This window comes from Vibrio sp. R10-SG3-ISO10, from assembly GCF_059834185.1.
The window spans coordinates 20,195-34,034 of sequence record NZ_JCBDHG010000007.1; the positions used below are offsets into that span (position 1 = coordinate 20,195).

8 protein-coding genes are annotated in these 13,840 nt (G+C 46.5%); all 8 read right to left on the bottom strand.

What is annotated here, in order from left to right; genetic code table 11:
* Positions 1-2 precede the first annotated feature (2 nt).
* Entirely contained in the window at positions 3-3,620 is a 3,618-nt protein-coding gene (gene recB, locus AC6R16_RS03900; protein ID WP_500673667.1) for an exodeoxyribonuclease V subunit beta, read from the bottom strand.
* A gap of 307 nt (positions 3,621-3,927) precedes the next feature.
* Positions 3,928-7,386 (bottom strand): exodeoxyribonuclease V subunit gamma, encoded by a 3,459-nt coding sequence (gene recC / locus AC6R16_RS03905; protein ID WP_500673668.1) that lies wholly within the window; start codon positions 7,384-7,386, stop codon positions 3,928-3,930.
* 167 nt (positions 7,387-7,553) lie between these two features.
* Positions 7,554-9,272, bottom strand: coding sequence for an ABC transporter substrate-binding protein (locus AC6R16_RS03910; protein WP_500673669.1), 1,719 nt, complete (start codon positions 9,270-9,272; stop codon positions 7,554-7,556).
* Positions 9,273-9,387: 115 nt separating this feature from the next.
* Positions 9,388-9,660, bottom strand: a complete 273-nt coding sequence (locus tag AC6R16_RS03915) for a DUF2160 domain-containing protein (RefSeq protein ID WP_004746261.1) — start codon at positions 9,658-9,660, stop codon at positions 9,388-9,390.
* A gap of 11 nt (positions 9,661-9,671) precedes the next feature.
* Positions 9,672-10,490: a carbohydrate ABC transporter permease gene (locus AC6R16_RS03920; RefSeq protein ID WP_004746260.1), complete on the bottom strand. Its 819-nt coding sequence runs from the start codon at positions 10,488-10,490 to the stop codon at positions 9,672-9,674.
* Positions 10,491-10,506: 16 nt separating this feature from the next.
* A complete protein-coding gene (locus AC6R16_RS03925; RefSeq protein ID WP_500673670.1) occupies positions 10,507-11,370 on the bottom strand; it encodes a carbohydrate ABC transporter permease in 864 nt (287 codons plus the stop codon).
* Positions 11,370-12,470 (bottom strand): ABC transporter ATP-binding protein, encoded by a 1,101-nt coding sequence (locus AC6R16_RS03930; RefSeq protein WP_171322221.1) that lies wholly within the window; start codon positions 12,468-12,470, stop codon positions 11,370-11,372. Before AC6R16_RS03930 ends, AC6R16_RS03925 begins: the two co-directional genes overlap by 1 nt.
* A 5-nt stretch (positions 12,471-12,475) precedes the next feature.
* Positions 12,476-13,564 carry an ABC transporter ATP-binding protein gene (locus tag AC6R16_RS03935; protein WP_500673671.1) on the bottom strand — a complete coding sequence of 363 codons (1,089 nt, stop codon included), beginning with the start codon at positions 13,562-13,564 and terminating at the stop codon, positions 12,476-12,478.
* Positions 13,565-13,840 lie beyond the last annotated feature (276 nt).

Consider the following 13,840-nt stretch of genomic DNA (forward strand, 5'->3'; position numbering starts at 1 on the left):
GATTACAGTAGCTCCATCTGGCCAGCTTGATTCGTTTTCGCATCGACACTTTGCCCATCAATGAGTCTGTCCATATCGGTAAGAAACTCTAGGCTTGGTTTGGCAGAAAAAATACCATGCTCGCTTTCTCCATCCATCCCTCTAAGGAATAGGTAGTAGACACCGCCAAAGTGCTGATCGTAGTCATAATCTGCAATTCGACTGCGTAAGAAGCGATGTAGCGCTAAGGCATAGATTTGATACTGCAGGTCATAACGATGATCTGCCATGGCAGATTTTAGCGCTTCTCCGTGATAGAAACCGACCTCATCACCAAGATGATTCGATTTCCAGTCAAGGACATAATATTTACCTTGATGCTCAAACACCAAATCAATAAAGCCCTTCAACATACCTTGAACGGTATAGAAGCCTAGGTCACCAGCCTTTGCAGATAAAGGATCATGACGTTGGATGACGCGATTTAATGCCGGTGCCGCCAGTACCTCAATCGGTAGCAAGAACTCCATCTCAACTAAACGTTGGCTTGGCCCTTTCTGGTTAAGCAGCAAAGATTTGCCATCCAGTGGCGTGGCTAACACGGTATCAATCAACTGCTGTAAAATCGGTAGCCAGTTTGGGTCTAACTGCTCACTGTCGAGAAGATGAGTGATTATCTCAGTATTCGCTTCGCTAGTACTTGGCTCGGTAAACTCGACTTCTTCGAATAACGTATGCAGGAAAGTACCGGGTCTAGCGCCGCGCGGGAAAGTGAAGATGGATTGCTCTGGTTCAACTAACTCATCTTCATCGTGCTCATCGGAAGAATCAATATCAAGATGCATTAAGTCGGTAAAGGCATCTGAGCTATGATGAGAGCCCTGTTTTACCAATCCAGAATAACTGGTGATTCGCCAATCTCTATCAATCACACTTTTCAGCTCGCTTGCGGTTAAATCTTGCTGCTGCGAAGTATGGGCAACGAAGACCTCTCCTTGTGGCTCTGGTAAGTCGCTTAATCGCACACTTTCAAGCCCATCAACATGCTGTTGGATAGCATTAGTGAGATCATTGATCCCCCCTTCTTTACCATCTTGTAGCAAATACCCCATCGCACTGTGATGAACACCGGTTGGTTCTTTAGTAGAACGACCATTTCTTAGTGGTGCAGCCCCGACAAAACAGCTATAAACGGCACGGGTAAGCGCTACGTAGATTAGGCGTAAATCTTCAGCAAGGCGCTCTTTATCAGCTTGCGCTAAAGAAGCATCTTGCCCAGTAATATCTAAAATGGTTTTGTCTTGTTGCTCATCATAGTATTTTGCTTCGCTAGCCTCGCGATAGCTGAGAACAAAAGGCAAGAACACCAGATCATATTCCAGACCTTTCGATTTGTGGATTGTTACGATTTGCACCAAATTACGCTCTGATTCCAAGCGTTGGATTTGGTCTTCGCTGCCACCTAAACCATTTTGTGCATCACTGATTGCTTGAGCCAACCAACGCAGTAAACCATGGTCACTATCGAGCTCCTGACTTGCTTGCTGTAGCAGCTCACCGATGTGCATCAAATCCGTCAGTGCACGCTCTCCACCTTCTTCTTCTAGTAAACGCTCGGCAATATGTCGCTTGCTCATAACACTGCGCAACATAGGGAGCACACCTCGCTGAGTCCAGAGTTTACGGTACTCTTTAAACTCATTGATTGCGTTTTCCCACTCATTTTCATCGTTGTTGAGTTTGTCTAAACTGCCCGCATCGAGAGCAAACATTTCAGAAGCCAAGCTTGCTCGTAAGGCACGATCATTTTCCGGCGTCAGTACCGCTTGCAATAAACGCTGAATATCTTGAGCGACAAGCGAGGTAAACACACTGTCTCGGTTTGATAGATAAACACTCGCAATACCTTGTTTGGCGAGTGCCTCTTTGACTATACGACCTTCATTACCGGTTCGAACCAGTACTGCAATATCTCCCGCTTGAATCGAATGCTCTCCTTTACCATCTTTAAAGAAAGCTTGCTCGTTTTGCGCCGCAGTGAGAATGGTTTGGATTTGATCCGCGGTAGCCTTAGACATCGCCTCTAAGTACTCCCCCTTCGGTAATGGCTTCTCGTCGGCATCTTGCAACCAATAAGTGAGCGCGGGTTGCTTTTGACCACCGATAGTCCAAACGCGTTTATCCGCATTGGGGCTAGAGTCGACAGGCAAGAATGGAATATCTTTATCGTAAATAAACGGGCTCGAAGGCAACTCAAAAATCTGGTTTACCGCACTGACCATATCCGCGCTAGAACGCCAGTTAGTACCTAGAGTGAAGTGCGACGAAACCTGATTACGCGCTTTGATGTAAGTAAAAATATCTGCGCCACGGAAACCGTAAATTGCCTGCTTGGGATCACCGATCATAAACAAACCACATTCAGGATTGTTCAAATAGATACGGCTAAAAATGCTGTATTGGAGGGGATCGGTATCTTGGAACTCATCAATCATAGCGACCGGATATTGTCCCCGTACAGTTTCTACGAGTTGTTCTGATTCATCACTATCAATGGCGGCAGAAAGATTAGTCAGCAAGTCATCAAAAGAGAGCCACTGTTTCTGCTGCTTGGCGTTTGCCAACATCTCGCGACAATGTTCAATCGCATGGGCAAGAATAGGCGCTTTGAGACTGATTGGCGCAGCAAGGAATGCATCAATCGCTTCAAAAACAAGGTGCTGCGGCGCGGTGCCTTTCGGTGTTTTCTCAACCAAGATATTCTGGGCAAACTTCTCCAGTTTGTCTGGATAGTCATAGCCCGTCGTTTCTGTTGCCGCCCACACATTGACCGCTTCGAGCCAAGTCGGTAGCGACTTTTTGGTGTAACTGCGCTTGTTGACGTCAGAGTCACTAATCAGGGCAAAAAAGTCATCCTGATGCTCTCGCCATAACGATTTCAATTCATCGATACGCTTTAGATTTTGTTGGTGTAAGTCCGCTAAACTTCCACTCATCGCTGCTACAGAAAGGCTCAGTGGTGCTCCTGTCAGATTGTTTGTCACATCGCGCAGTAAATCAGAGGGGGCATTCCAGATTCGGCGCACTTCCCCTGCTAAATTAAGCGGCAAAGGATAGAAATTACGTCGCCAGTAATCAGCTACAATCTGCGCTTTAAGATGACTCTCATCGGTCACAAATTCGTTGTTAAAGCGACTGCCTGATTCAAATGCATTTTGGGTTAGCATACGTTGGCAAAAGCCGTGGATGGTATAAACCGCGGCTTCATCCATTTGCCTTTCCGCTTGCAAAAGGATCTCCGCGGCTTGTTTGTGGTCACTGAACTCATCAAGTAAAGGCTCAATCACAGGGTCGCTACTTTTACCTCGGGCAAAGGCAAGACGAGCATCATGAATACGAGCGCGGATTCGGTCTCTAAGCTCTGCAGTTGCCGCTTCAGTAAATGTCACCACTAAAATCTGGTCGACAGTCAACGGCACCTGATGTTTGGTCTCGGATGTACCGTGACCGAGAAGCAATCTCAGGTATAAGCCAGCGATAGTAAAGGTTTTACCCGTACCCGCCGATGCCTCAATTAATCGTGCACCGTGCAAGGGAAAAGTCATGGCATTAAGCGGAGTAACCATTGACGTTGCTGTCATAAAATATTTGCCCTTTTTATGAAAACCCGAGATCCAAATGTGATCCAGACTTAAAAACGATTGTTATTAATATAAATCCCTAAAAACTTGGGACTTTATGAGATCTTTCTCACGGCAGGCTTGTTACCTAACCGCTACTATGCGCGCCATGTGTTGAGCAACTCTGAGCTTGTCTAAACAGCCAAGTTGCAACAAACCGACAGAATAATGGTCCCTCTGACCTGTGGCCGTACAGCGAACGCCCTACACTATAATGATTTACTGGCGGCCACCTACTTTCCTTCAACCCGTTTTCCACTAAGCTGATCTATTGCATGTCTTCACTGCTCTTTGCCTCTAGTCGAGGGGTTTGCAGTACCAATGCTGTGATGGTGCGTGCCTGCGCTGCTAAGTTGTCGTTCCAACTTGGCCAGATACGCGAGATGTAAGGGTTATTGCCTTCACCTGCTGCCATAAAACTATCGTTAAATGTATCGGCCATTTTCTTAAGTGATTTCTCTTCATCATCTGCCCAGCTCCCGCGGTTGAATCCCGCTTCAACACCCGCTAATGCGGTTTTCGGGAAATAGCACAAGGGTTCGGTCATACCTTGGTAGAACAAACGAACCAGCTCAGCCAACAAACTATGAGCGTAGCTAGCATCTGCAATTTCAGGGTAGATAAGATGAACAACCCCTTCCTTGCGATCATAACCAATCATATGGGTGCGCTTACTAATGCCCATCGCCGACATCGCTAGGTGGTCTATCCACGCGGACAGATAGTCTTGTGAGCGAATCTTACCGCTGCGAAAACGAATTAAGCCTGACTGATAATACTGTGTCAGCCAGCCAGTTAGGTTGACCTTTTTATCCTCGCCTAAGATATCAAATGTCAGTTTTACTTCGAGGTCATTAGCTTCGCTGCCACATAAGAAGGTTAGTTTTTCCACTAACTCTTGAGCTTGAACTCGGTTAGTTTCAAATTCAATATCCCCAAATGCGCCAACCGGTAATCTCCCTTGCGCCCGTTGCTGCTTAACAAAGCTTTCAATCACACCCTTGCTATCTTGACCACCAGAAAGCTGCTGTTTGAGTAAGCTATCCAATAAACTGTCGCGCATTTGATAGCTTTCTAAGCCATTAAGTACAAAAGGCTCGTCATCTTCCATAACCGGTAGCGGTGGCTCAAACATCACTTTTAAGCGGCGATTGAAAAAGTATTGCACCGGCAAACGCCAGAAGCGTTGCAACTCAACCAGATCCAGCTCTAATGGGTAGGTAGCATCGAGTAAGTAATCTTGCAGCTGTCGATTAAATTCACCGCTTACCTGGCCTAATCTATTTACTGCAGGTAACCACTCTTTAGCATAACTTGGATGCTCGCCAACAAACGCTGTCGTACTAAACGGCACCATAGAGTGATGAGAGATAAGTTCTGATAGCAGTTTTTCTCCAGACTCATCACTCGCCAACACCTCGTCTCCATCTAGGCGGTAGTTTTGGTGGCAATACTCCATCAGCTCAGAAACCAGCACCGATGGCACACGCTCTGTATTGTCTTGGATTGAGCGGCCAACATAGCTGATGTATAGCGTTTGCTGCGCAGACAGCATAGCCTCTAAGAATAGGTATCTGTCATCATCTCGGCGAGAGCGATCCCCTGGTTTGGTTCGCCCATTCATCAGATCGAAGCCCTCTGGCGGCATAGAACGTGGATAGACCCCATCATTCATACCCAGTAAGCAAACCGTTCTAAATGGAATAGAACGCATCGGCATCAAGGTACAGAAGTTCACTTGTCCAGCAAGGAAGCGTTGGCTGATCCGCGTCCCCGACAGCTTGTTGTTCAAATAGGTGATAATAATCGCCGGAGATAATGACTGCTCGAAAGCAGCGTCAGTCAGTTGCTCTTTTAAGTTGGCTAAGGTGTCACGAATCGACTTCAGCGCCGCCTCACCTTCCAGTTCGACACTAAAGAAATCATCCAGCAGCAAGGTAAGTATTTCGCGCCAACTATCGATTGATTGAGTTTGTACCAGTTTGTGTCGGTAATCGCTGATCGTTTCAATAAAGTGCGCCAGCTTGCCCGCTAACTCCGCACCCATTCCTTGCACTTCATTGTAAGGTGACAGCGCCCCTGACTTAGATTCAAACAGCCCTGCTGATTCTGGCATGGCGTAGCCAAGCAACATGCGCTCAATACCAAACTGCCAAGTATTTTGCGCGGTTTCAGGTAAATCAAACTCTTGTCCTGTGGTCGAATTCAATCCCCAGCGAATACCCGACTCTTCGACCCACTGTTTAGCTAAAATAAACTCATCTTCCGTTAACCCGAATCGAGCTAAGATCGCCGGAGTTTCAAGCAGTTCGAGTAACTCAGACGCTAAACAACGGGTATTTGGCAGGTTAACCAACTGCATAAATGCATTAAGGATTGGGCTTTCTTGGTCGGCGGTACGGTCAGAAATAGAGTAAGGGATAAATCGCTCACCGGGAGCGTTGCCAAACACGGCTTGAATGGCTGGGCTGTAGGCATTGATGTCCGCCACCATGACAATAATATCGCGTGGCTTTAAACTTGGATCGGCATCGAACATCGCCAAAAGCTGATCATGTAAGACTTCCACTTCACGCATCGGGCTATGGCAAGCGTGTAGCGTGAGGGACTTATCGCCTAATTGCACCACTTGCTTATGCGAGCTGGTTTCTAACTGATGATCATCTTGATGCTCTTCAAGATTGAGAATGTCTGCTTGAAGTTGATGGAGCAATGAGTCTCGCTCGACATCAACAAAGGCTTCAATCTCATGGGACTCTAGCTGCGAAAGAAGATACATGTTGTCGCGTCCCAACTTACCCATTGAAGCGAGTAAGCTATTACCCACCGCATCGGTATGTAGCTCATCAAGTACGTTATCTTCAATCGAGCCTTTTAGTTGCTCACTCTCGCCCTGTTGCTCTGAGTGGTCTTGATTCCACACTACATGTTTACGGTGTTTTGCCGCTAAACGTGCTAAGAACTTTCTGTCTCTTACCTCGCCCCAGTAGTAACGACAAGGGTTGGTAAACATCAGGTGGACATCAATGTGCTCACCAATGGCTTTAAGCGCATCCATATAACGTGGCGGCAGTGAAGTAATTCCGAACACAAACAAGCGCTGAGGCAAATGTTCAAAACTGCCCTGAAAGTTTTCTAAGGTATCGATAAAGTGTTCGTACAAGTTGGCGCGATGATAAGGTGATTGACCTAAGGCAACGGTATGATCGTAAAGCGCTTGCCATAAAATCGGCTGCCAAGGGTGCTCATCTTCCAATTCCAGTACCGCTTGGCCCGCTTCCCAACTGGCAATCCACTCTGGTCGATAAACCAGATAACCATCAAAGATATCGGCAATTTTCTCTGATAATTGATAAAGCTTGGAGCTATCTTCGTCTTGCTCTAGATAGCGTTTAAGCGGCTCGAACTCTGGCTGACCCAAAAGCCCAGGCAAGATGTGCATCAGCTTCCACGTCATCGACTCTTTGTTAAAGGCGCTACGCTTAGGTACATCTGGCAATACCTCTGTGAACATATTCCAGATAAATGTCGCTGGCAGAGGAAAATCAATGTTCGCCGCTACGCCAAACTCTTTAGCCAGTTCCATCTTCAACCACTGAGACATACCCGGGCTTTGCACCAAGATCTGCTCTTTATCGAAAGGGTTTTCTAATGGATTGAGACGAACGAGCTCAACAAGCAGTGACTTTAAGACATCGACTTGGTTGGAATGGTAGACAGTAAACAAAATGCACTCACACTAATATTGCCGCAACTAGGGTGAGACTAGCACAAGCTGATCAATTTCGAGAGCGTTATAAGCGTATGATTTGGCTCGAATCAAAATACCCGCTCAAGCCTTAAACAGACAAGAGCGGGTAGGAGGGAGAAATCATCAATTAAGGCGATAAAACCTTATTGAGCGATGAGATCTTTGTAAGCGATAGTCTTACCTTGTGGCTTCTCGTTAGCCAGTTTCGCTTTTGGAGCACCTAGCTGAGATAACCAGTGTTCAGGGTCTTTCTTCGGATTCAGCTGAGGACCACACTCACCTTGTGCGCCACTACGCTCTAGACGTTGCAATACTCGGTCTTGGGCTTTTGCTAAACCATCCAGTGCTTCTTGAGGTGTTTTCTCACCGCTTGCTGCTTCAGAAACGTATTGCCACCAAAGCTGAGCCAGTTTTGGATAATCTGGCACGTTGGTTCCTGTTGGTGTCCATTGTTTACGAGCATCACTGCGGTAGAACTCAACCAAGCCACCTAGTTTTGGCGCCGCTTCCGTCATCGCGTCTGAGTTGATATCCGACTCACGAATTGGCGTTAGGCCAACCAGAGTTTTCTTCAAGCTGACTGATTTAGAAACCACAAACTGAGCGTATAACCATGCAGCCTGACGACGTTCAACAGGTGTACTGTTGAGGAATGTCCACGAGCCCGCATCTTGGTAACCTAGCTTCATACCGTCTTCCCAGTATGGACCACGTGGTGACGGAGCCATACGCCATTTAGGTGTGCCGTCTTCATTAACAACAGGAAGACCTGGCTTGGTCATATCAGCAGTAAAGGCGGTATACCAGAAGATTTGCTGCGCGATAGAACCTTGAGCTGGAACTGGGCCTGCTTCACCAAATGTCATACCCTGAGCTTCTGGTGGCGCATATTGCTTAAGCCAATCCACATATTTGGTCGTTGCATAAACCGCTGCTGGGCCGTTGGTTGCACCGCCACGAGCGACATCTGAGCCAACTGGCTTACAACCTTCGATACGAATACCCCATTCATCAACAGGTAGGCCGTTTGGAATACCTTTGTCACCCGCACCCGCCATTGAGAACCACGAGTCCGTGAAACGCCAACCTAGCGAAGGATCTTTCTTACCGTAATCCATGTGACCGTATACAGGCTCGCCATCAATGGTCTTAACTTTATCGGTAAAGAACTCGGCGATATCTTCATACGCTGACCAGTTCAAAGGTACACCAAGCTCATAGCCATACTCTTTCTTGAACTTAGCTTTCAAATCTTCGCGTTCAAACCAGTCTGCGCGGAACCAGTACAGGTTCGCGAACTGTTGGTCAGGAAGTTGATAGAGCTTACCGTCAGGGCCTGTCGTGAAGTCCAAGCCAATAAAGTCTTGCAGGTCTAAGTATGGGTTAGTTACGCTTTTCCCTTCACCTTCCATGAAGTCTGAAATAGGTACAACTTTACCGTAACGAACGTGAGTACCAATCAAGTCGGAATCGTTAATGTAGGCGTCGTAGATGTTACGCCCTGTTTGCATCTGAGTTTGTAGCTTTTCTACTACATCACCTTCTTGAATCAGGTCATGATTTACCTTGATCCCTGTGATTTCATAGAATGCCTTTGCCAATACTTTCGCTTCGTACTCGTGCGTAGTAATGGTTTCAGAAGCAACATTGATTTCCATACCTTGGTAAGGCTTAGCAGCATCGATAAACCACTGCATCTCTTGCGTTTGTTCATCCTGTGACAAGGTCGTCGGAGTAAACTCTTCACTCATCCATTTTTTTGCCGCCGCCATGTCAGCTAGCGCAGCAGGAGAGATTGCAGCAAGCGCAAAGGTCAGTGCTAAGCTACGTGCAAGGTAAGACTTTTTGATATCCTTTTTCATTATTGTGTAACTCCAGTTATGAGTATTCTGTCTCTTACGTTATTGATTACACTCATTACCTAGCGACTATGGCATCCTGTCAGACTGGTAATGAGCACATGTCAGTCAGTTGTATTTATCCCCATTTCAAAACTGTACCCAGCCAGATCACGCAAAGCGTAAATGGCACCCAAATCGATAATTCAGTCAGCCCTACAAATCCAAGATGGATAAATGCGGAGCTTAATAAGCCGATAAACAGACGATCGCCACGTGTGGTCGTGATAGGAAGAAACCCTTTACGCTCAATACATGGCGTACGAATTTCTCGAATCGTCATTGTGAGTAAGATCAGCGCAATCCCCAGAAAGAACAGTGCTGAAGGTGTTGTCCATGCCATCCAAGCCATGATTTATCTCCTTAAACTCGACCCAGTGCGAAGCCTTTCGCAACATGGTTTCTCACGAACCAGATAACCAAAATACCTGGCAAAATGGTCAGCACACCGGCAGCCGCCAATACGCCCCAGTCAATACCAGACGCACTGACAGTACGGGTCATAACCGCTGATATAGGCTTGGCATCAATAGAGGTCAGCGTACGTGCGAGTAGTAACTCTACCCAGCTGAACATGAAGCAGAAAAAAGCCGAGACCCCAATCCCCGAACGGATCATCGGCAAAAAGATTTTCACGAAAAACTTCGGAAAGCTGTAACCGTCAATGTAAGCGGTCTCATCGATTTCACGTGGCACACTCGACATAAAGCCTTCAAGAATCCATACCGCTAAAGGGACATTGAACAAACAGTGCGCAAGCGCGACCGCAATATGGGTATCGAAAAGACCAACCGACGAGTAAAGCTGGAAGAATGGCAGCAGGAATACCGCTGGCGGCGCCATTTTGTTGGTCAACAGCCAAAAGAACAGGTGGTTGTCGCCAATAAACTTAAAACGCGAGAAAGCGTATGCGGCTGGCAGTGCCACTGTTAGGGTAATAACCATGTTCATGACTACGTAAATGATGGAATTCACGTACCCCATGTACCAGCTTGAATCAGAGAAGATGGTCGCATAGTTTTTCAGCGTCCAAGTCTCTGGCAGGAAGCTCAGCCCACCTAAGATTTCTTGGTTCTCCTTAAAAGACATGTTGAGTAACCAGTAAATCGGCAGCATCAAACAGATGATGTAGAACGCTAACCCGACAATTTGTGTATAGCGGGTGTATTTTGATTTTGTCATCGCCATTGTAGTTTCCTTACTTGTTTTCACCATGCGTCATTGCGGTATAGAACACCCAACTCACCAACAAGATGATTAGGAAATAGATAATTGAGAAAGCGGCTGCAGGACCAATATCGAACTGGCCGATAGCCATTTTGGTCAGCGTTTGGCTGAGGAAGGTCGTTGAGTTACCCGGACCACCACCCGTCAAAACAAACGGTTCGGTGTAAATCATGAAGCTGTCCATAAAACGGATAAGAATGCCGATTAACAACACACTCTTTAGCTTCGGCAGCTGAATGTAACGAATGATTGACCAAGTAGAAGCGCGGTCGATGTTCGCCGCCTGATAGTAAGCGTCAGGAATAGCGCGTAAGCCTGAATAACACAGCAACGCGATTAACGATGTCCAGTGCCAGACATCCATCAGAATAACCGTTAGCCATGCATCAATTGGGTTGCCCGCGTAGTTGTAGTCAATCCCCATGCCATTGAGTGCCCAACCAAACAAACCGATATCTGCTCGACCAAAGATCTGCCAAATCGTGCCGACTACGTTAAGTGGAATTAGCAATGGAATCGCTAACACAATCAGACAAAATGCAGACCACTTACCTTTGGTTGGCATTGTCAGGGCGACAATGATCCCCAGCGGAACTTCGATAAGCAAAATAGTGAAAGTAAAACCAAACTGACGAAGCAGCGCGCCATGTAATCGATCATCATTGAGGATTTCTCGATACCACTCGGTGCCAACAAAGTATGCGGTATTAGCATCAAAGATATCCTGTAGCGAATAGTTCACTACGGTCATTAAGGGCACAATCGCACTGAAGGCGACCAACATGAAGACGGGTAGAACGAGGAACCACGCTTTATTGTTTGCTACCTTATCCATTACTCTTCCCCTACATTGACTAAGAATTCATCGACATACAGCATGGTCCATTGTTCAGGGAAGCTGATGTAAGCCTCTTTCTCTGGAACAGGTTGATCCTCTTGAAGACGAGCTTTGATTTGTTTGTTACCCAATTGCAGTGTGACAATCTTGTAGGTACCTAAGTCTTCAACGTGCAACACTTCACAACGCAGCGCAGACTCATTGCCCTTCTCCCACACATGGACAAATTCAGGTCGAATACCGATCTTGATGTTGTTGCTACCAGCTTGAGCAACGGCATGACGGTAGGACTCAGATAACGGAACTTCCACACCATCGAACATCACGCCATTATCCGTTGGCGTCACCTCCATTAAGTTCATGCCTGGACTGCCAATGAAGTAACCAACAAAGGTGTGATTCGGTCTTTCAAACAGCTCTCTTGGGGTACCAAATTGAACAATCTGGCCGTTGTACATCACGGCAATTTCATCAGCGAACGTCGACGCTTCAAGCTGATCGTGTGTGACGTACACCATAGTGATATTGAACTGCTGATGGATTTGCTTTAGCTTGCGGCGCAGTTTCCACTTCAACTGCGGATCGATAACGGTGAGCGGTTCATCGAACAAAATCGCCGACACATCATCTCGCACCAGACCGCGCCCCATCGACACTTTCTGCTTTTCATCTGCGGTAAGGTGTTGTGCTTTTTTCGACAGCACATTGGTCAGCTCTAAGATTTCAGCAATTTCGGTCACTTTGGAGTGAACCTTTGCTTTGTGTACCTTCATGTTGCGTAGTGGAAACGCCAAGTTGTCGTAGACAGACATGGTGTCGTAGATAACTGGAAACTGGAAAACCTGAGCGATATTACGGTCTTGCGGGCGAAGCTCGTTGACTCGCATATCATCAAACATCACGTCTCCTTGAGATGGGCTCATCAATCCAGAAATAATGTTCAACAGTGTCGACTTACCACAGCCCGAAGGCCCCAATAGAGCGTATGCACCGCCCTGCTTCCAAACGTGATTCATCTCTTTAATCGCATAAGGCGATGAAGCCGTTGGTTTCTTGTCATAAGTATGGGCGAGTGAATTGAGTGTAATTTGAACCATGACGACTACCCCCTAACATCACGAATCGGGGCATGGATAAGGTTCTGATCCATACCAAAGACATAGAATTTGTGGATTGGAATATAGATTTTGATCGTCTCATCCACATCGTAGGTATGCACGCCTGGTAAGTGCAGCACCATATCGAGGTGCGTATTACGTACATGGAGAAACGTCTCAGAGCCACTAATCTCTGCGACTTCTACCTGAACGGTTAGCTCTACATCGTCGTCATTTTTTGGCAGTAAGCTCAGATGGCTCGGGCGAATACCAAATTGATACTCCCCTATATCCAACTTACTCAGTGACTGATTAAGTGGGAAATGCGCACTCTTATCAAACGTCACTTCATTGCTGGTTACTGCACCTGAGATCAGGTTAATAGGTGGTTCACTAAACAAGGTTGCTGAATCAACATTATCTGGTTGGTGATAAACCGAGGCAGTCGGGCCAGATTGAATCACCTGACCTTCATGCAGAATGGTGGTTGTACCGCCAAGCGCAAGCGCTTCATTCGGCTCCGTTGTCGCGTAAATCGCAATGGTGTGTCTGGTTTGGAATAGCTCACGCATTTCTTGACGCAACTCTTCACGTAGCTTGTAGTCGAGGTTTACGAGCGGTTCATCAAAAAGAATGATTTCCGCATCTTTAACTAAAGCGCGAGCCATCGCAGTACGCTGCTGCTGACCGCCAGAAAGCTCTAATGGATGTTTCTTCAAGTGTTCAGTAATGCGCAACATTTCTGCGGTTGCGTGAACACGCTCTTGAATTTCTTTCTCTGGCATGCCCGCCAAGCGTAGTGGTGAAGCCACGTTTTCAAACACGCTTAGGTTGGGATAGTTAATGAACTGCTGGTACACCATCGAGATGTTACGCTCCCTTACGGAGACTCCCGTGACATCCACGCCGTTTACCAGAATCTTCCCTGATGTTGGTTTGTCTAGACCTGCGATAAGTCGCATCAATGAGGTCTTTCCTGCCAATGTGCGTCCTAGCAACACATTGAACGAACCAGGCTCAAAGGTGAGGTTAACGTCTGAGATATGCATCTCACCGTCAACGTATTTGCTTACCTGCTCAAGTGTTAGTGACACTAAAAACTCCTTACCATTCGAACAATAATCTTTTTCGATATTGTTCGGTAGAGCGAGAGTCATGCCAACTTACAAAATTTGAAACAATTATTTTACAATACAGTTTTCCAGCCCTTTAAACATAAGGATATTGTGACTAAAAACTCAGTAAGGACCTAGATTTCATACTCATTCCACATATGAGACCACCGTAACATTTGTTAATAAAATGTGTTCAAAACATGTTCAAGGTGTTCAGATGAGTGATATGTTAAGTGAGCGTTTGTGATCATTAAC